Source organism: Arthrobacter sp. P4_F11, assembly GCF_056401395.1.
This window is the reverse complement of record NZ_JBFUJK010000001.1, coordinates 526,284-544,281: the sequence shown is the minus strand read 5'-3', so window position 1 is coordinate 544,281 and position 17,998 is coordinate 526,284. Positions and strand designations below refer to the sequence as shown.

The following is a 17,998-nucleotide window of genomic DNA, read 5'->3' as shown; positions in this document are numbered from 1 at the left end:
TGCTGATCCCGTGCCTGTAGACGCGGTGTCCTCTTGTTTCGTGCCTTCTGCAAACGACTTCAGCCTGAACCACCCCGCCCACATGCTAGCAAGTCCGCGGCCCGGGGTTGGTCAGTGCTTGGACTGGGCGCCCTGCCCGTTCGTCCGCCGTCCGGCCCGGACGAAACCGATGGCTGCCAGGACGGCGCCGGCGCCTTCGGCCACGGCGCTGACGGACTTCTCGAAGAACCAGATGGGCTCGTACATGGCCGGGAAAGGCCCGAACGCGGGAATATTCACATAACGGTATGCCACCGCGGCCACGAAGGCGCTCAGCGCGACGACGAATGCGACGGCGAAGGCCGCCCTGCTGCCGCGCAGCAGCACATACAACCCGGCCAGCACAGCGGCAGCCGATTCCAGCAGGAACAGGTTCCCTTGGCCGATTCCCGCGGAGTTCCCCGCCTGGTAGCCCGGGGCCAGGTGGATGTGGACGGCGGCGTCAATGAACAGGGCAACGGCGGTGAGGATTCGCAGTGTCATGCCGGCCGTATGGACCCGCACGGTCCGTCCGGGGCTCTGGGCGCTCATTTGACCACCAGCGTCCCGTGCATGCCCGGATGGTAGGTGCAGTGATACGCGTAGGATCCGGGTTTCGTCGGCGCGGTGAAAGTGGCCGTGCCGCCGCCATTGACCTGTACATCGAACGCTGAGCCTTCGTCAGCCGTGACCGTGTGCGCCGCGGCATCCATGTTGGTTACGGTGACCGCCGCGCCGGGGGCCACGGTGAGCGGGTCGCCGTAGGCGAAGTCCTTGATGGTGATGGCGGTGGCGGCGGCGGTGCCCGCCGTCGGGCCGGCTCCGTAGGCAGGGCCGGGTGGGGGCGCCGACGTCGACGCCGGCGATCCGCTGCCGCCGGCGCACCCGCCGGTGCCCAGCAAGATCAGGAGCACCAACAGCGCCGACAGCTTCCGACGAGCATTCATTGCGCACCACCCCGAGCGGCTTGAGGAAACGAGCGGATGAACGTACTAGCTATATTGTGCGCCTGACCGGCACGAATGGAACCAGTCGGCGTCGAACGCCGGTCCGGGAGAGCCCGGGGAGATAGCGTAGTCACTGGCATGCATCCTGCAGCCGAGGGAGGGAAAATTGCGTGAAGCGTAAGAAGTCCTGGTCAGCATCGCTCACAGTGCTGATTGCCTTTGCAGCGAACGTCCTCGTCGCGGCAGCCAAAACAGTGGCCGCACTCATCTCTGGCTCGGCGTCCATGACTGCCGAGGCGGCCCACTCCTGGGCCGATACCGGCAACCAGGTCTTCCTGCTCATCGCCGAACGGAAAGCCGCGCGGAAACGCGACAAAGCCCACCCCATGGGTTACGGGCGCGAGGCCTACGTATGGTCAATGATCGCCGCCTTTGGCCTGTTTACGGCCGGCGCGGTGGTGTCGGTGATGCACGGCATCCAGCAGCTGATCACCCCGGAACCGCCAGGTGACTATGGGATCGCCTACCTGGTGCTGACCATCGCGTTCGTCCTTGAAGGCGTGTCCTTCATCCAGGCGTTCCGGCAAAACCGGAAGGCGGCGCGAGAGCTGGACCGGAACACCCTGGAGCAGGTCCTCAAGGGCTCCGACCCCACGCTGCGCGCCGTCTTCGCCGAGGACGGGGCCGCGCTTGTTGGCCTGCTCATCGCCTTCGCCGGGATATTCCTGCACCAGGTCACGGGGTCCTCCGTGCCGGACGCCGTGGGGTCCATTCTGGTGGGCATCCTCCTGGCCGTGGTTGCCGTCGTACTGATCGAGCGGAACCGGCGCTTCCTGGTGGGACAAGCCGTGACCGGCGATATCGAGGGTTCCATGGCCCGCCGCCTCCTCGAACACCCAGAGATCGAACGCATCACGTACCTGCATCTCGAATACGTCGGCCCGCGCAAGCTCTACGTCGTGGCGGCCGTGGACATACAGGGAGATCTCCGGGAACACGACGTCGCCGTGGCCCTACGCCGCGTTGAACGCGAACTTGAGGACCACGACACGGTGGAAGAGGCCGTGCTGACACTCGCCACCGCGGACGAGCCCTCGTTGGACTTCCCCGCCGGTTGAGCACAACGCCGGCCGCCTGTCCGTTCCTTCGGCTGGCTCAGGCGCCGCCCGCCCTCGCGTCCATGCCGGCCGGCGGCTGCAGGCGGGCCCCGGAGGCCAGCAGCGCCTCGAGAACGGGGGACGGGCTGGGACTGGCCAGAAGGAAGCCCTGGCCCATGTCGCAGCCGAGCGAGCGCAGGAGATCCAGCTGCCCGGTGTGCTCGATGCCCTCGGCGATGACGGCCAGGTCCAGTTTCCGGGCCACTTCCAGAATGCCCTCGAGCATCGCCGCGGCCGGGGCGTCCCCAGGCAGCCCGGACAGGAAGGCACGGTCGATCTTGAGAATGTCCGCGGGCAGCGCAGCGAGCGTGCTGAGCGAGGAGAAACCGGTCCCGAAGTCGTCGATTGCGATGCGGACGCCGAAGCTCTTCAGCCGGTTCAGGGCAGCGACCCCGCCGTCGGCGCTCGTGGCCAGGGCCGATTCGGTGACCTCGAGGATCACCTTGTCGGCCTGCGAGGCGGGGTGGGCCAGGATGCGCTCCAGGGCTGCCAGGTTCCGGTCACTCGAAAGCTGAAGAGTGGAAAGATTGACCGAGACCCAGAAGTCTTCGGCTGTGCCCGGGGACCGGCGCCAGCCGGCGACGTGACGGCTTGCGGTGTCCAGTACCCAGCAGCCGATGGGGCCAATCTCGCCGGTTTCCTCGGCCAAGGAGATGAAGTCGGCCGGTCCCAGCCGGCCCAGGGTCGGGTGCTCCCAGCGGACCAGGGCCTCCACCCCGGCGATCTCACCGGTGCCGAGATTCACCACGGGCTGGTAGTCGAGGCGCAACTGCCCGCCCTGCACGGCTGTGGCGAGGTCCGACCGGAGAGCGGCCCGGTAGGTCATTTCGTCATATCCCCGGGCATCGAAGAGCTGGTAGCGGCCTTTGCCGCCGTGCTTGGCCATGTACATGGCGAAGTCCGCCTGCCGCATCAGCTCGGCCGGATCTGCAGTGCCGGCGTTGCGCTGGGCGGCGCCCATGCTGACGGTTACCTTCAGCCGGACGTCGTCGATGCAGAAAGGGTCCCGCAGCGTGTCCTGGATGCGCCGTGCGACGTCGTCCGTCGCCGTGCCGCCCTCATCCGTCACGACGATCGCGAATTCGTCGCCGCCCAGCCGGGCGACGAGGTCATGCCCGCGCACGCAGCCCCGCAGCCGTTGGGCCAGCTGGATGAGCAACGCGTCGCCGCCCTCATGGCCCAGCGAGTCGTTGACGTCTTTGAAGTCGTCGACGTCGATGACCAGCAGGCCTTCCTGCCCGTCGCAGACCTCGGTGCCAGCTGCTTCCGGGTTCTTTGCCCCGGAGTCGAACGCGGCCGTGAGGCGTTCGGTGAGGACTGCCCGGTTGGCCAGTCCCGTGAGCGGGTCGTGGGTGGCGCGGAAGGTCAGTTCCAGGTGGTTGTCGTGCACGGTGGCGGCCATGGAATTGAAGGCCTCGGCCAGCTGGCCAAGTTCGTCATTGCGGACAACGCTGATCCGGTGGCTGTAATCACCGGACTGCAGCTTCACGACCCCGCGGTACAGACCCTCCACGGGGCGCATCAGGTACTTGGTCATCCGCCGGCGGAAAAAGAAAACCCCGCCCGCGGCCAGCGCAAAGAGGGCCGTTCGGACGGTCGATACCATCTGCTGAAGCCCGGCCCCACGGGCGACGCCGTCGTCCAGCGCGTCGAGCGAAGCGCGACGGACGTCGGCGAGCAGGGCGCGGGCCTTGGCGCTGGACGCGGCGAACGCCGGCGCCTCCGCCACCCGGTTGCCGTGGAGAGTGGCCACCTGGCTTCCCCAGAGATTGTGTGCGGACAGTCCCTCCTGCCACGCGGCCCGGGCCTCGCGGACTGTGGCCCGCATGCCGTACGCCTCCGGCAGGATCCGGGCGGTGGCATCGAACTGGGCGGAGATGTCCTTTTGTTGCAGCAAAAAGGCGGCCGGATCTGCGGGTGCGGACAACAGCTGGAGTCCGGCTTGTTCGTGGGTCTCGATGCCGGTCCGGAGCTCGGCGATGGCCTCCGACTCGACGCGGTGCTGTGCGGCGGCGTGCTGGATTTGGTCCGTGACAAAACGGACGCCGACCAGGGTTACCGCGGCCCCGGCGAGCAGGGCAAGGAGCACCAGGATGAAGGCCCTGGACCATTCGCGCTGCAGGCTCCCTGCGCGGGCGGGTTTGCCGGTGCCGGGGGTCCGGGTGGCCGCTGGCCCTTCAGCCGGCATGGCCGGCCCGTCGGATCGTTCGGGTCCATTGGCGTCGTTGGCGTCGGCGGCCGACGGCGGCGCAGCAGCAGCAGGGTCAGCCAAGCTGCTGGTGAATTTACGCATGATCAGCCTCCGGCCGTGTGCCGGCCGTCGCCGCATCGTCAAACAGGAGCGTAGCCGAACGTGCCCCGGCTGGTCATGTCCTGCCGCCTCCCGACACTATTGTGAAGCATGTGACAGAAGTGTATTCGACGGGCGGCCCGGCGGGTAGCGTCCGGTGCCGGAACCACACCTGCCGGGCTGTACGTTTCCGGACCGGCTGAGCCGGTCCTGCCGGGGGCTCTAGCTGAGGCAGTCTGCGCAGTAGGCGTGGCCGGCCTTCTCCTTGGCCAGCTGGGACCGGTGCCGCACCAGGAAACAGGAATAGCACGTGAATTCGTCTTCTTTTTGCGGGATGACCGTGACGGTCAGTTCCTCGCCGGACAGGTCTGCCCCCGGCAGTTCCACGCCTTCGGAGGTATCGGCCTCGTCTAGTTCGCGGACAACGCTTCGCGCGTCAGGCGCATTCGCCGAACGGAGCGCCTCCAGGGAAGCGTTGCGGGATTCCGCGACGTCGGAGCGTACTTCGTCATAATCGGTTGCCACCTGGTGATACTCATTTCAGTTGCTGGGCGTGTGATTCGGAGTCTCTCCGGATCTACGTATCTCTGTATCTCCGGATCTCCGGGATTGAACCGTACAGCATGACGCCGTGTAAATGCTGGGGACCGGGGCAGTCGCGGCAGTGACGCTCATGACACCCGGAGGCGGACGCCCGCGACGCCGGCCTTCCTGCATTGTTCGCCACTGGTCACCGGGGCGTCACGTGCCGTTAATTTGGCTGCCCTAGCCTGATTCTTTAGGCACCATCCACCTTGGGCACCATCCGCACCATCCGCACCATCCGTCGGGAGGATTCACCATGGCCGATATTGCTGCAGTGCTGGGACGGCTCACGCAGGACGAACTCAATGAACTGCGGTCCCTGGGCCCCAGCGGGCACCTGACCCGTCGCCTGACCGACGCCATCGACCGCGCCGCCGGCGGCCCTGGAGCCGGGCGCGGCTACTACGTCCCCAACGGGAGCGTCAGTTCCACCGGCGGACCGCACGTGGTCCTGCGCAGCGACGTTTCGGGGTGGCTGTTCGGTCCTCCCCAACAGGCCTGACCGAACTGCGACGGGCATCCCCTCCCACTGGACCGGCGAGGTTCCTTCCAGCCCGGCCCCGGAAGGGCCATACTGGCCCAAAGGGAGGGGGCTGGATTGCGGATCCTGATGGTGGAGGATGAGGACGCCCTGGCGGAAACAGTCCGCCGCGGGCTGAGGAACGAGGGGTTCGTCGTCGACGTCGCCCACGACGGCGTGCGGGGACTCGCGGCGGCGCTGGAGAACGCGTACGATGCCATCCTGCTGGACCTCATGCTGCCGCGGATGAACGGCTACGACGTCTTGAAGGAATTGCGGCAACGCAAGGTGTGGACTCCGGTGCTGATGCTCACGGCCAAGGACGGCGAATACGACCAGACCGATGCCTTCGACCTGGGCGCTGATGACTACCTCACCAAGCCGTTCAGCTTCCTGGTGCTGGTGGCCCGGATCAGGGCGTTGATCCGGCGCGGAGCGCCAGCCAGGCCTGTCATCATGACGCTTGGCACGCTGTCCCTGGACCCCGTCAGCCACAGTGTGCGCCGCGGCGACACCCTCATCAGCCTCACGGCCAGGGAGTACGGGCTCCTGCATTATCTGATGCGCCGGCATGACCAGATCGTCTCAAAGGCGGAAATCCTGCAAAACGTCTGGGATCCGGCATTCGAGGGCGCGAACAACGTCGTTGAGGTGTACATCGGCTACCTTCGGCGCAAGATTGATGTCCCGTTCGGGATCCACAGCCTGACCACGGTGCGCGGCATGGGCTATCTGCTCAGCGCCGACCCGACCCCTGAACCCCGTGCTGCCGGGAGCCGCGAGGAGTGACGTCGGCCGGCTCCACAGGTTTCGGAAGGGGAAGCGTGATCTCAAAGCGGCAGTGACCCGCCGGTCCGTCCGTCGGACGGATGCTCCCATGATGGGCGGCCACAATTCCCGCCGCGATGGCCAGGCCCAGTCCGCTGCCGCCGCCTTCCCGGGAACGGCTGCCATCGAGCCGGACGAACCGTTCGAAGATCCGTTCCCGGTCCGCCTCCGGGATGGGGTCGCCGTCGTTGTCGACAGTGAGGATGACCCGGTCCCCGGCGGTGTGCAGATCCACGGCGATCCGGGACAGGGCGTGGCGGTCGGCGTTGTCCAGGACGTTCCGGAGGACCTGCGCCAGCCGCCGGGCGTCGCCGCGGATCCGGGTCGGAACGAGCTCCACCGAGATCTGGTTCCGGCTGGTGGACCGCAGCCGGCGGATCTCCTGGTCCAGCACGTCGTCAAGATCGACGTCCTTCTGCTCCACGCGCAGGCCGCCGTCATTGGCTTTGGCCAGTGTCAGCAGGTCCTCCACGAGGAAGCTCATGCGGGCCGTCTCCTCGGAGAGGACGTCCTTCATCTGAAGCCACATCGCCCCGGTCGGGTCCGCTGCCGCGATCTCGATTCCGGCCCTCAGCGTGGCCAGCGGGCTGCGCAGCTCGTGGCTGGCGTCCGAGACGAATCTGCGCTGTTCGGTGTCCGAGGCCTGCAGCCGGTCCAGCATGGTGTTCATCGTCAGCGCCAGGGCGTGGATTTCGTCGTTGGTGGGCGGGACGTCGACGCGCCCGTCCAGCCGCTCGGCGTTGATCCGGGCCACCTGGCCACGGATCCGCTCAACCTGGCGGAGGGAACGCCCCACCAGGAGCCATACGGACACGGCCACGGTCCCGAGCAGCAGCGGCGTGGCTCCCAGCATGAACCACGCGACGGTGGAAATGGTGTCCGCCTGTATCTGTGAGGCCTGGGCCACCACCACGGTGTAGCTCAACGTGCCGGTCCGTGCTCCCACGGTGACGATGTGGTAGTCGTCGGTGTCTCCGATGCTCGGAAGGCTCGAGACGTCCTGGGTCATGGTCTGGCCCTGGCTGGGTCGCTGGGCTGACAGCGGGGCGTTGGCGACCTCGGGGTCCGAGCTGGCCAGGACGTACCCTGCGGCATCCAGCACCTGGACGAACTGGCCCGCATGCGCGGTGTCGATGATGTAGGCGCGGGCATCCTCGATGTCCATGTCCTCCATCTCGGCGATCACGTCCAGGGCCTTCTGCTGGGCTGCTGCGTCGCTCGACCGCGCCAGGGACGCCTGCAGCAGGACCAGAAGGACAAGGCCGCCGAGCAGCAGCGCCACGGCTACGACGCCGACGGCGACCGCCGTCGAGCGCTTCCGCACGCCCCATCGAATCTCGCCCGTGCCGGTGCCGGAGGGGGCCCGTTTGCCCAGTGCCATGCTCCAAGAATGCGTCAATGCGCGGTTCGGGACAACCACCGCGGCCGCATTGCCGACGCCGCCCGCCCGGCCGGCACCCCGACGGTGGCCGGAGCGCTCCTGCATGCGCGCCCGTCCCCACGGAGAGAGACTGCTCTCAGTCTCTTCTCAGCGGGATGGGGGAGAGTGGAAATAGGCCGCAGAAGACCGGCCGCCGGCCGCCAATGGGCCGTTCGTCCACAGATTCCGGCCGCACGCTCTCCTCAACCAGTGTGCGGCCGGACACGGCACCCGGGCGAAGCGGCGCAGCGGGCGCCGACAACAGCCGCTTCCGATACTCCATGCCGATGAGTCGCGGGCCAGCGCCTCAGGGCCGGGGCGTCACCCGGAGCCAGACGAACTGCCGGGCGTCCAGGACCAGTCCCGCGTCGAGGCACACATGGGCGCCGGTCAGGACGTCGACGGCGCCGGCCGCGAAGCCGGAGAGCGTCAACGCCGTTACCTTCTGGGGGCCGTCGCTGAAGTTGGCCAGGGCGAGGATCAGCGTTCCATTTCCGGGACGCTGGTACCCCAGGACTCCCGGGTTGTTCGTGGCGAACCCGACCAGCCTGGTCCCGGCCAGTTCCGGCGTCGCGGACCGTACGGACACCATCCGGCGCAGCCCGGCAAAGACCGCCCCGGCGGGGGTTTCCGGCTCCGCGCGCCGCGCGTACTCTGCGGCCGGGTAGTGCGGCCGGTGCACCCAGCGGCTGTCCGTTCCGTGGCCTTCCTCGGCGACGTACCCGTAGTCGTTGAACTGGCCGACCTCGTCACCGAGATAGAGCAGCGGGATGCCCCCGGTGCTGAAGGCCACCGAGTGGGCCAGCAGGATCCGGTCCACTGCCGCAGCGGTTCCGCCCTCCAGCCCGCAGAGCGACGCCGTGGTGCCGGAAATCCGACAGTCGCCGGTGCGGGGGTTGTCCTGAAAAGGCACGCCGCGGGCGAAGCTGCCAGGGAAACGGTTGACGTAGAAGGAATTGAGGAACCGCCGGTGCTCGAAGGCATTGATGCCAAGCTCGGCAGCGTCCTCATCCGCAAACGTCCAGCCGATGTCGTCATGGCTGCGGACGTAGTTCACCCACGCCGTGCCGTCCGGAATATTGTGGCGCCGCTCCAGGGCCTGGGTGAGCAGGGACACGTCGCGGGTGGCCAGCGCCTCCCAGATCAGCGCCATCTGCAGGGGGTTGTAGGAGAGCTGGCACTCGGCGGGGTCAATGTAGCGGGCCACCTCGTCGGGGTGGACGATCGCCTCGGACTTGAACAGCAGCGACGGCGCCGCCAGCCGGCACACGGCATTGAACGCCTGCAGCAGCGTGTGGGCTTCGGGAAGGTTCTCACAGGGCGTGCCGAGCTGCTTCCAAATGAAGGCGACGGCGTCCATCCGGAGAATGTCCACGCCCTGGTTGGCCAGGAACAGCATCTCGCCCGCCATGGCCCGGAAGACGTCCGGGTTGGAGTAGTTCAGGTCCCACTGGAAGGTGTGGAACGTGGTCCAGACCCACCGTCCGTCCGGCAAGTCGACAAATGAGCCGGGGTGGTCGTCCGGGAAGATTTCGCGCACGGTTTGCTCGAACGCGTCCGGCATGGACCTGTCCGGGAAGATCCAGTAGTAGTCGCTGTAGGCCGGCTCGCCCGCGGCCGCCTTCCGGGCCCATTCGTGCTCGTCGGAGGTGTGGTTGAAGATGAAGTCGACCACGAGGCTGATGCCGTTCGCCCGCAGCTCGGCGGCGAGGTCACGCAGCTGCTCCGTGGCGCCCAGCCTGGGATTGACGTCCCGGTAACTGGAAACGGCGTAGCCGCCGTCGGAGTGCGGTTCGGGGGCCAGGAACAGCGGCATCAGGTGCAGGTAGGTCAGGCCCAGTTCCTTGAAATAGGGGATCCGGGCGCGGACGCCTTCGAGGTCCATGGCGTATCTGTCGACGTAGCATACGCCGCCGAGCATGGTGTTGGACTGGAACCAGCCGCTGTTGTGTTCCCGTTCGGCGTCGAGGCCCTTGAGCGCGGCAGGCCTCTCGGCCCACGAGCGGGCAGACTGCATCACAAGGTCGGTGAGCTGATCCAGCCAATCCGGCCGTGCGCCGTAGAGATCGTGGAACAGCCGGAACAAGGCCGGGAAATGACGGTCGAAGCGCTCTTCGAAGACGGCCCGGTCCGCGCCGTCCCACCCGATGCCCGTGCCCGCCGCCAAGGCCCGGAGCACATGCCGGCGGGCCTCGCTGTCGACACCGTCGGCTACAAGGGCGGGTTCAACCATGGAGCATCTCCTTTGACCAGTTTCAGTCCCCGACGGCGCGAGGACCGTTCACATCCTTGCAGAAGGACGCGCGGGTGCCCAGCACGGCAGCCGTGTCCGGCGAGGAAAGGCAGCCGGCATCCGATGCCGCCAATGGTGCTGCCGGGAAGGTCTATAGGCTGGCGTGATGACCGCTCTGACTGATCTCCTGCCCACGTTGCTGGGCGTCGGGCTCCTGATGCTGGTCACCGTGGGGTTGCTTGCTGTTTTCCGGATCCCGCACCCAACCGCGCCGGCGCTGGCCATCCTGCGCGGGGCTGTGCAACTGGCTGTCATCAGCCTCATACTGGGCACTGTCATCACCAGTCCGGTCTGGGTCGGTGCCGCACTTCTCGTGATGTTTTCGGTGGCCGCAGTGACGGCCGCGCGACGTCTGGGGTGGAGTTGGGGACGCCTGGCGGTAGTGGGCGGCTCGATGGCGGCCGGCATCCTGGTGACCCTGGCGATCGTTTTCGGCACGGGCGCCATAGCCCTGACGCCCCGCTACGCGCTGGCAATTGGCGGGATCGTGATCGGCAATGCGATGACCATCGCCACCCTGGCCGGCCGGCACTTTGCCGAGTCGGTGAATGAGCGTTGGGATGAAGTTGAAGCGTGGCTGGCTTTGGGGGCGACGCGGCGTCAGTCAACGTTGGAGCTGGCCCGTCGCGCCGTCTATTCAGCCCTCATTCCTTCGACCGACCAGACTAAGACGACGGGACTTGTCACCCTGCCCGGGGCGTTTGTGGGTGCGATCTTCGGCGGCCTTTCACCCTTGGAAGCGGGCCGCTTCCAGATCGTCGTGCTCGCCTCGATCATGGCGGCAGGTTCCATGACCGCCGTGGCCCTGATCGGGATCATCGCGCCGGTGAGGGTGCGTCCGGTGCGTCCACGCTAGCGTCCGCGCCGTGGGCCGTCCTGACTAAGCCGGCACCCGGATGACGAGGGGGTCCATCGCCTGGCCGTCGGCGTACTGGCCGTCGAACAGTTCCGAACCGGCCTGGGAGACGGCGACCTCGACGCGCTCCCAGACGAGAAACCCTTCCATGTTGCGGGGCGCGGCAGTGCGCAGGGTGCCGACATCCGAGCGGTCCGTCCCGCCGCCGTCGCCCGTGCTGATGGACAGGACCCCGTGCCCGGCCGCGAACTCGACCCATGGATCCAGCAGACGGACGAACATCATTCCGTGGTGACCGGCGACGCGGACATCGCCGCGGAACCGCAGCACTCCGGTGCCGCTGGCGGGATCGTACTCGGAGCCGGCGGGAGCGAAACAGAACTCTCCGGACGCAGTGACCGTGGCGCCGTCGGCCGCGGAAACAGCGCCGTCCGGGAGTCCCGAAATGTAATCCATAAAGCTGCGTTTGATGCCCCAGGTCAGACCCGGCAGGGGCAGCGGGGCGGGGGAGGCGGACGTTGGTGTCACGTGGGTTCTCCTGGGCTGTCGGGCGGATCTACGTCCGAGCCTAGCCGCGGATCCGCGCCGGGCTGAACTGTTGAACCACCGCCGCTTCATCCTGCGTATTTCTCTGACGGCGTAGGCCCGCCAGGACTACTCCCGGGACGGCGGTGGTTGACTTGGATGAGTACCGTTTAGCAGGAGGTGCACCGTGGCCGCGTCCATCAGCAGGGTTTCCGGATCCGATGTGTCCGAAGACCCGCTGGATTCCTATTCCGCAACGGTCATCCGCGTGGCCGAGGCGGTCACCCAGCACGTCGCCGCGCTCGAGGTGACCGGCAACGGGCGCAACGGCAGGGTGAGGGTCGGTGCGGGCTCGGCCGTGCTGTTCACCACGGACGGATATCTGCTGACGAATGCCCACGTGGTGGGCGGCGCCCAGTCCGGCCGCGCAGTCTTCGCCGACGGCACCAGCACGGCTGTTGACGTGGTGGGCGCCGACCCGCTCTCCGATCTTGCCGTGGTCCACGGCAGGGCACCCACCGCGGCACCGGCTGAACTCGGTGACGCCGAGTCCCTCCGGGTCGGCCAGCTGGTCATCGCCGTGGGCAATCCGCTCGGGCTCGCCGGCTCCGTCACCGCCGGGGTGGTCAGCGGGCTGGGCCGTTCGATCCCCGTCTGGTCCGGACGGAGCCGCCGCGTGATCGAGGACGTCATCCAGACCGACGCGGCCCTCAACCCCGGCAGCTCCGGCGGGGCGCTGGCAGACGCCCGCGGGCGGATCGTCGGCATCAATACGGCCGTGGCCGGTGTTGGGCTCGGGCTGGCCGTTCCCATCAACGCGACGTCCCGGCGGATCATCGCGTCGCTGCTCAAGGACGGCCGCGTCCGCCGGGCCTACCTGGGCCTGGTCAACACACCGATCCAGTTGCAGCCGAGCGCCGTCGTCCGGACGGGCCGCAGGGAGGGCCTGCTCGTGGTCGAAGTCCTCCCGGATTCCCCCGCCGAGCGGGCCGGGCTACGGGCCGGCGACATCCTCCTGAAGGTTGGACACATGTATGTGTCCAACGCCGAGAGCCTGCAGAAACTGCTGTTCGCCGAAGCGATCGGGGAGCCGCTGGACCTTGCCGTGCTCCGGGACGGCGCGGACCTGCTACTGGTGGCTGTGCCCGCCGAGATGACCGATAACCAGTAGGGAACCGGGTCCGGACCGGCGGTTTCAAACCGCTGGAATTTGCCCGCCGGGGCCAAATCCTTGCGCGGCTAAACTACTTGGGTCCGCATGGCGGCGGCCCGCGGAATTACTTGGTTGGCGCCGCAATCACTTGCCCTCCGCTCCGCGCGCTTACTCAGCGGTACTGACCCATGTACGCGTCTTTCTTTGGGCGAAAGATCGGGTAGCGGCATGCCTTGTTGCGCCCCGCCGGGCGTGTCACGGTGTCATTGGAAAGCCGGAGGGAACAGAGCCTCAGTACGGCCTGGTTTCGATGTTGATCCGGCTCTCCATAGACGATTGAGTTCGTTTTACCTGGGGAAATCGGAGAACATCGTGGATAGCCCAAAGGAAACAACACCTTCCATTTCGGTCCGCCTCTTCGGATCATTCGAAGTGCGCCGGGACGGCGTGGCGCTCACCGCCGCCGACATGGGCGGATGCAAGCCCCGGCACATACTGGAAATCCTTCTCCTGAACCTTGGCACGCCCGTGTCCAAGACCCGCCTGATCGATCTTCTCTGGGGCGCAGGAGCCAGTGACGGCTCGGTAGCGACCCTCGAGAGCTATATCAGCGGTATCCGCCGTGCCATCCAGCCGGGGCAGACCAAGACCGGCCCGCTCCGCACGGCCAACAGTGGCTACGTCCTGGACCCTACGCTCGTGGACCTCGATCTGTTCCGGTTCCATGACCTGGTCCGCGACGCGGGTGAGCTGCCCCCGGAGGAGGCCTACCCCCTGATGCTCGAGGCCTTGGTGCTTTCCGCCGAGCCGCTGCTCGGGTTCGAACTTGCCTCCGACTGGGCGGAAGAGGCGCGCGCACGCCATGCAGCCGAGAAGGTGGCGCTGCAGATCCTGGCGGCAGAAACGGCGGCTCTGCTGGGCAAACCAGACGATGCCGTCAACCTGGTCCAGGCTGCCATTCGAGCGGAGCCCCTGAACGAGCGGGCCTGGACGGTGCTGGTGACAGCCTATGAACAGGCAGGCCTGCCGGCGGAGGGCCTCGCGGCGTATGACCGCTGCCGGCGCCTCTTCGACCGCGACCTCGGCTGCAGCCCCGGTCCGGCCCTGCAGGAGGCTCATCTGCGGCTCCTGCGGCAGCGTGCGGAGAGCAACTCAGAACTCTCCGAGGTACTGGCGGCGCTGCTCTATCTGGGCGAGCGGTTGAACGGGCCCAAGAGCCGGCAGCTGCCGGCGGCGGAGTCCCGGCGCATGCATGAGAACGCCGGGCGGGTGCTTGATTCCTTCCTCCAGCGCGTACGGGCCGCGGTCTGACCCCCGCGGGGGCGCCACCGGTGGAGTGGCGGCGCCAAATTGATGACCGGGAGGGCCGCCACCGGGACGCGGGCGTTAGCTTCGTCACGTGGCCGGGATTCGTCGGGAATTCCGCCGCACCGGGCCCCATACTGGGAATATCCCCGGCGGGCAGTCCCACCGCCGGGCGTGAGGAGGGCCCATGGAAACCTTGAAGAAAGTCATCACGAACGAGTACTTCCCCGCAGCCGCTGTGCTGTCCGGAGTCATCCTGTTCTGGGTCCTGGGCCTCTTCGGCGGACTGTCCCTCCTGAGCACCCGCCAAAGCCCGGTGACCACTCTGACGTGGATGATGTTCGTCTACGCCGCAGCGGTGCTCTCGCCCCTGGCCGGACTTCTCGCCGCCATCGACCTCGTGCGCCGGTGGCTGCGGAACCGGCAGGCGGCCACGGCGGAATCCGCCTAGTCCGTCCCGCCTGGTCCGCCCCGGCGCACTGTCAGCCGGCCGGCGCGATGCCGTTGCCGGCGTTCTCTGCTAACCGAAGCGCGACTGTTACTCGAAGCGCGACGGATCACCCATGCCGCGCCGGACGATTTCCGCGACGCCGCTGGAGTAGTCGATCACCGTGGTTGGCTCGGCACCACAGTCGCCGGAATCGATCACGGCGTCCACCACGTGGTCCAGGCGTTCCTTGATCTCCCACCCCTGAGTGAGTGGCTCTTCCTCATCGGGAAGCAGCAAAGTGCTCGACAGCAACGGCTCGCCAAGCTCAGCGAGCAGCGCCTGCACGACGTGGTTGTCCGGAATGCGCACGCCAACAGTCTTTTTCTTCGGGTGCAGCAGCCGTTTCGGGACCTCCCTGGTCGCCGGCAGGATGAAGGTATAGCTGCCGGGCGTGACGGCCTTGATGCTGCGGAACACATCGTTGTCGATCTGGACGAACTGGCCCAACTGGGCGAAGTCCTTGCAGACGAGGGTGAAATGATGTTTGCCGTCCAACTGCCGGATGGTCCGGATCCGGTCCAGGGCCTCCCGGTTACCCAGCTGAGCGCCCAGCGCGTAGCAGGAATCCGTGGGGTAAGCGATCAGGCCCCCTGAGCGCACGATGTCCACCGCCTGGAGGATCGAACGTGGCTGGGGGTTCTCGGGGTGCACATCGAAGTATCTCGCCATGCCAAGAGCATACGCCCGGCGGCCGCCCGGACGGCGACAGCGGAGCCCGTCAGCCGACCCGAATCTCCCGCGGCGGAACGGGGCCGGCCGCTGCTTGTGCACAGACAGTTCTGTCTGATACCTTCGTTCCCGGTATAGACAAACCTGTCTGCACCCCACTCATGCAGCTTTGCGGCAAACGAACACCGAGAGCGAGAACCGAATGCTGTCAATGGCAGGAAAGACAGTTCTGATCACCGGAGGCACCGGCGGGATCGGCAAGGCCACGGCTCTGGGTCTGGCCGCCCTGGGTGCGCGGGTTGCCATCACTGGACGCAATGCTGACAGGGCATCGCGGGCAGCTGAGGAGATCCGGGCTGTGGCGTCGGCCCCCGTAGAGGTGTTCACCGCCGATCTCTCCTCCCAGCGGGAAGTCCGCAGGCTGGCCGACGAGGTGCTGAATACCTTGGACCGCCTCGATGTGCTGGTCAACAATGTGGGCGGATTCTGGAACACCCGCCGTGTCACCGTGGATGGACTTGAGTACACCTTCGCCCTCAACCACCTTGCTCCTTTCCTGCTCACCAACCTTGTCCTTAAGCGGTTGAAGGAGAGCGGACCGGCGCGGATCGTAACGGTCTCGTCCGGCGCCCAAGCCATGGCCCGGATGGACTTCGCGGACCTGCTGGCCGAACGGTCCTACTCGGGGCAGCGGGCGTACAACCAGTCGAAATTGGCCAACGTCTTGTTCACTTACGGACTCGCCGCACGTCTCTCCGGCACCCGCGTCACCGCAAATGTGCTCCACCCCGGAGTCGTGGCGACGGCGTTCGGAGCCGAAGATCCGGGCCGGCTGCAAGAGTTCCTGACACCGCTGGTTCAGCGGTGGATGAAAACCCCGGAGCAGGGCGCCCGGACCTCCATCTACCTTGCCTCGGCGCCGGAGCTCGAAAACGTCACCGGCCAGTACTTTGCCAACAGCACCCCCAAGAAATCATCAAAACGCAGCTACAGCCAGTCCGATATTGACCGCCTCTGGCAGGTCAGCTCGGCTCTGGTCGGCCTCGAATCCGACTCAGAAAGAAGCACGAACCTTCCATGACCCCACAGCGCACGCTCGTCCTTGTTGCCCACCCCGACCTGGAAAGCTCGCGGATCACCGCGCACCTCACCGCAGCCATCATGGACTTGGAGAACGTGACAGTGCATGACCTCTCTGCGGCCCACTCGCACCGGCGGTTCGACACCGCCCGGGAACAGGAGTTGCTGCGCGGGCACGACACCATCGTCTGGCAGTTCCCGTGGCACTGGTACTCCGTCCCGGGGGTCCTGAAGGAGTGGATGGACCAGGTGCTCACGTACGGCTTCGCGTACGGGGCAGGAGGCGACGCCCTCCACGGAAAGCGGCTCCAGCTGGTGCTGTCGACCGGCGGTCCTGAATCGTCCTACGCGCCGGCAGGACACAACCGCTTCACGATGGAGGAGCTCCTGCGCCCCCTCGACGCTACCGCGCACTTGTGCGGCCTGGAGATGGCCCAGCCACTCGTCCTGCATTCGGCACCCCGGGTGGACGCCGACGAACTCGGCCGGCACGCCGCCCGGTACCGCGAACTGCTGGCTCCCGCGTCGGTCTCCGCGCGGTAGCCGGAATCCGGTGCGTCGGATCCGACGCGCCGGGGGGAGCGGCGGTCAGGCGGCCTGGGCAGCGGAGCCGACCCGACCCGCCGGCCCGGCTCCGCGTAAGCTTTGGCCGACCGAGTGGCCCGTTGCCGCCAGCAGCAGCACCGCCAGCGTCCAGCGCAGGGCGCTGCCCGCCGTCATGGCCACACAGTCACAACTGCTCGTCGTGGTGGATCCGTTCGCCGAGCTGCCGCAACGGCTCCCCGCTGCCGCTCCACTGCTGGGCGATGAACTCTGCCGCGATGGACACCGCCGTTTCCTCCGGGGTGCGGGCGCCCAGGTCCAGGCCGACAGGGCTGTGAAGCCTGGACAACTCGGCCTCAGTCAGTCCCGTCTGCCGAAGCCGTGCCATCCTGTCCTCGTGCGTGCGCCGGGATCCCATGGCGCCGACAAAGGCCACGGGGCTGCCGCGCAGGGCCACCTCAAGGACGGGGATGTCGAACTTCGGGTCGTGGGTCAGGACGCAGAGCACAGCCCTGGAATCCAGCAGGCCTTGGGCAAACTGCTCGCTCAGGTACCGGTGTGGCCACGCGTTGACCACCTCGGCGGCGTCGGGGAATCGCGCCGGCGTCGCGAATACGGACCGCGCATCACAGACGGTCACCCGGTAGCCCAGGAACGCGCCCAGCCGCGCCAGCGCCGCGGCGAAGTCAATGGCGCCGAAGACGAGCATGCGCGGCGGCGGCGCATAGCTGGCAAAGAAGACGCGCATGCCGGTGTCCAGCCGCTCGCCGTCCACGCCGTAGTTCAGGATGCCCGTCCGGCCGGCGGCGAGAAGACCCTGGGTGTCGTCGCCGACGGCGCGGTTGGTCCGGTCCGAGCCCAGGTCACCCTCGCAATTTTCCGGCCTGACAACCAGGTGCCGCCCCACGCGGCCGGCATCCGGGTGTTCGATGATCGTGGCGACGCCCACGCGGCGCCCGGCGGTGATGTCCTGCGCGACGGCGTCGAGTTCGGCAAAGCGGCGCCGGGAAACAGGTTCGACGAAGATGTCGATGATTCCACCGCAGGTCAGGCCCACGGCAAAGGCATCGTCATCGCTGATCCCGTAGCGCACCAGGGTCGGCTCGCCGTCGTCCTTGACCTGGGTGGCGAGCTCGTACACGGCCCCCTCGACGCAGCCGCCGGAGACGGATCCCACGGCCTCGCCGCTGGCCGTCACCAGCATCGCCGCCCCCGGGAGCCGGGGCGCAGATCTGAATGTGCTCACGACGGTGGCCAGGCCTGCCGTGGCACCGCTTCGCCAGTCGGGCAACATGGCCGCCAGGACATCACGCATCGGT

General features: G+C 67.4%; 18 protein-coding genes. 9 read left to right on the top strand and 9 right to left on the bottom strand.

What is annotated here, in order from left to right:
- Positions 1 to 111: 111 nt before the first annotated feature.
- Complete coding sequence (locus AC1DRO_RS02600) at positions 112 to 570, bottom strand: hypothetical protein (RefSeq protein WP_476949688.1); 459 nt, start codon at positions 568 to 570, stop codon at positions 112 to 114.
- Positions 567 to 965, bottom strand: coding sequence for a cupredoxin domain-containing protein (locus tag AC1DRO_RS02595; RefSeq protein ID WP_476949687.1), 399 nt, complete (start codon positions 963 to 965; stop codon positions 567 to 569). The genes AC1DRO_RS02600 and AC1DRO_RS02595 overlap by 4 nt, the downstream gene beginning before the upstream one ends.
- Before the next feature lie 170 nt (positions 966 to 1,135).
- Here AC1DRO_RS02595 and AC1DRO_RS02590 point away from each other — a divergent pair, with 170 nt between their 5' ends.
- Entirely contained in the window at positions 1,136 to 2,083 is a 948-nt protein-coding gene (locus AC1DRO_RS02590; protein ID WP_476949686.1) for a cation diffusion facilitator family transporter, read from the top strand.
- A gap of 37 nt (positions 2,084 to 2,120) precedes the next feature.
- On the opposite strand, the gene AC1DRO_RS02585 is transcribed toward AC1DRO_RS02590, so the two are convergent.
- Complete coding sequence (locus tag AC1DRO_RS02585; protein ID WP_476949685.1) at positions 2,121 to 4,415, bottom strand: putative bifunctional diguanylate cyclase/phosphodiesterase; 2,295 nt, start codon at positions 4,413 to 4,415, stop codon at positions 2,121 to 2,123.
- 219 nt (positions 4,416 to 4,634) lie between these two features.
- Positions 4,635 to 4,937 (bottom strand): DUF4193 domain-containing protein, encoded by a 303-nt coding sequence (locus tag AC1DRO_RS02580; protein ID WP_028276793.1) that lies wholly within the window; start codon positions 4,935 to 4,937, stop codon positions 4,635 to 4,637.
- 316 nt (positions 4,938 to 5,253) lie between these two features.
- Here AC1DRO_RS02580 and AC1DRO_RS02575 point away from each other — a divergent pair, with 316 nt between their 5' ends.
- Complete coding sequence (locus tag AC1DRO_RS02575; RefSeq protein WP_230008878.1) at positions 5,254 to 5,499, top strand: hypothetical protein; 246 nt, start codon at positions 5,254 to 5,256, stop codon at positions 5,497 to 5,499.
- A gap of 96 nt (positions 5,500 to 5,595) precedes the next feature.
- On the top strand, positions 5,596 to 6,306 hold the full coding sequence (locus tag AC1DRO_RS02570) for a response regulator transcription factor (protein ID WP_028276795.1): 711 nt from the start codon (positions 5,596 to 5,598) through the stop codon (positions 6,304 to 6,306).
- On the opposite strand, the gene AC1DRO_RS02565 is transcribed toward AC1DRO_RS02570, so the two are convergent.
- On the bottom strand, positions 6,254 to 7,726 hold the full coding sequence (locus tag AC1DRO_RS02565; protein ID WP_476949684.1) for a sensor histidine kinase: 1,473 nt from the start codon (positions 7,724 to 7,726) through the stop codon (positions 6,254 to 6,256). The genes AC1DRO_RS02570 and AC1DRO_RS02565 overlap by 53 nt on opposite strands.
- A 346-nt stretch (positions 7,727 to 8,072) precedes the next feature.
- Positions 8,073 to 9,998 carry an alpha-amylase family protein gene (locus AC1DRO_RS02560; protein ID WP_476949683.1) on the bottom strand — a complete coding sequence of 642 codons (1,926 nt, stop codon included), beginning with the start codon at positions 9,996 to 9,998 and terminating at the stop codon, positions 8,073 to 8,075.
- A gap of 166 nt (positions 9,999 to 10,164) precedes the next feature.
- On the opposite strand from AC1DRO_RS02560, the gene AC1DRO_RS02555 reads away from it, so the two are divergent.
- On the top strand, positions 10,165 to 10,914 hold the full coding sequence (locus AC1DRO_RS02555) for an ABC transporter permease (RefSeq protein ID WP_476949682.1): 750 nt from the start codon (positions 10,165 to 10,167) through the stop codon (positions 10,912 to 10,914).
- A gap of 24 nt (positions 10,915 to 10,938) precedes the next feature.
- On the opposite strand, the gene AC1DRO_RS02550 is transcribed toward AC1DRO_RS02555, so the two are convergent.
- A complete protein-coding gene (locus AC1DRO_RS02550) occupies positions 10,939 to 11,442 on the bottom strand; it encodes an HtaA domain-containing protein (RefSeq protein ID WP_476949681.1) in 504 nt (167 codons plus the stop codon).
- Between the two features lie 184 nt (positions 11,443 to 11,626).
- Between AC1DRO_RS02550 and AC1DRO_RS02545 the strand changes: the two genes are divergently transcribed.
- The 3 genes from AC1DRO_RS02545 to AC1DRO_RS02535 all read left to right on the top strand — a co-directional run bounded on the left by AC1DRO_RS02545 (position 11,627) and on the right by AC1DRO_RS02535 (position 14,348).
- Positions 11,627 to 12,610 (top strand): S1C family serine protease, encoded by a 984-nt coding sequence (locus AC1DRO_RS02545; protein WP_476949680.1) that lies wholly within the window; start codon positions 11,627 to 11,629, stop codon positions 12,608 to 12,610.
- Between the two features lie 354 nt (positions 12,611 to 12,964).
- Positions 12,965 to 13,903, top strand: a complete 939-nt coding sequence (locus AC1DRO_RS02540; protein ID WP_476949679.1) for an AfsR/SARP family transcriptional regulator — start codon at positions 12,965 to 12,967, stop codon at positions 13,901 to 13,903.
- 181 nt (positions 13,904 to 14,084) lie between these two features.
- Positions 14,085 to 14,348: a hypothetical protein gene (locus tag AC1DRO_RS02535; RefSeq protein ID WP_476949678.1), complete on the top strand. Its 264-nt coding sequence runs from the start codon at positions 14,085 to 14,087 to the stop codon at positions 14,346 to 14,348.
- Positions 14,349 to 14,435: 87 nt separating this feature from the next.
- On the opposite strand, the gene AC1DRO_RS02530 is transcribed toward AC1DRO_RS02535, so the two are convergent.
- Complete coding sequence (locus AC1DRO_RS02530) at positions 14,436 to 15,056, bottom strand: L-threonylcarbamoyladenylate synthase (protein WP_028276802.1); 621 nt, start codon at positions 15,054 to 15,056, stop codon at positions 14,436 to 14,438.
- Positions 15,057 to 15,267: 211 nt separating this feature from the next.
- Here AC1DRO_RS02530 and AC1DRO_RS02525 point away from each other — a divergent pair, with 211 nt between their 5' ends.
- Both AC1DRO_RS02525 and AC1DRO_RS02520 read left to right on the top strand, forming a co-directional pair.
- Positions 15,268 to 16,137: an SDR family oxidoreductase gene (locus AC1DRO_RS02525; RefSeq protein WP_476949677.1), complete on the top strand. Its 870-nt coding sequence runs from the start codon at positions 15,268 to 15,270 to the stop codon at positions 16,135 to 16,137.
- Positions 16,134 to 16,679: an NAD(P)H-dependent oxidoreductase gene (locus AC1DRO_RS02520; RefSeq protein ID WP_476949676.1), complete on the top strand. Its 546-nt coding sequence runs from the start codon at positions 16,134 to 16,136 to the stop codon at positions 16,677 to 16,679. Before AC1DRO_RS02525 ends, AC1DRO_RS02520 begins: the two co-directional genes overlap by 4 nt.
- Before the next feature lie 187 nt (positions 16,680 to 16,866).
- Here the strand turns inward: AC1DRO_RS02520 and AC1DRO_RS02515 are convergent, their stop codons facing one another.
- On the bottom strand, positions 16,867 to 17,994 hold the full coding sequence (locus AC1DRO_RS02515) for an XdhC family protein (protein ID WP_476949675.1): 1,128 nt from the start codon (positions 17,992 to 17,994) through the stop codon (positions 16,867 to 16,869).
- Between the last annotated feature and the right edge of the window lie 4 nt (positions 17,995 to 17,998).

Coding starts and splice junctions, on each gene's coding strand:
- AC1DRO_RS02595 (WP_476949687.1), bottom strand. CDS start 965: ATGAATGCTCGTCGGAAGCTGTCGGCGCTGTTGGTGCTCCTGATCTTG.
- AC1DRO_RS02535 (WP_476949678.1), top strand. CDS start 14,085: ATGGAAACCTTGAAGAAAGTCATCACGAACGAGTACTTCCCCGCAGCC.
- AC1DRO_RS02575 (WP_230008878.1), top strand. CDS start 5,254: ATGGCCGATATTGCTGCAGTGCTGGGACGGCTCACGCAGGACGAACTC.
- AC1DRO_RS02585 (WP_476949685.1), bottom strand. CDS start 4,415: ATGCGTAAATTCACCAGCAGCTTGGCTGACCCTGCTGCTGCTGCGCCG.
- AC1DRO_RS02530 (WP_028276802.1), bottom strand. CDS start 15,056: ATGGCGAGATACTTCGATGTGCACCCCGAGAACCCCCAGCCACGTTCG.
- AC1DRO_RS02600 (WP_476949688.1), bottom strand. CDS start 570: ATGAGCGCCCAGAGCCCCGGACGGACCGTGCGGGTCCATACGGCCGGC.
- AC1DRO_RS02525 (WP_476949677.1), top strand. CDS start 15,268: ATGGCAGGAAAGACAGTTCTGATCACCGGAGGCACCGGCGGGATCGGC.
- AC1DRO_RS02515 (WP_476949675.1), bottom strand. CDS start 17,994: ATGCGTGATGTCCTGGCGGCCATGTTGCCCGACTGGCGAAGCGGTGCC.
- AC1DRO_RS02560 (WP_476949683.1), bottom strand. CDS start 9,998: ATGGTTGAACCCGCCCTTGTAGCCGACGGTGTCGACAGCGAGGCCCGC.
- AC1DRO_RS02565 (WP_476949684.1), bottom strand. CDS start 7,726: ATGGCACTGGGCAAACGGGCCCCCTCCGGCACCGGCACGGGCGAGATT.
- AC1DRO_RS02520 (WP_476949676.1), top strand. CDS start 16,134: ATGACCCCACAGCGCACGCTCGTCCTTGTTGCCCACCCCGACCTGGAA.
- AC1DRO_RS02555 (WP_476949682.1), top strand. CDS start 10,165: ATGACCGCTCTGACTGATCTCCTGCCCACGTTGCTGGGCGTCGGGCTC.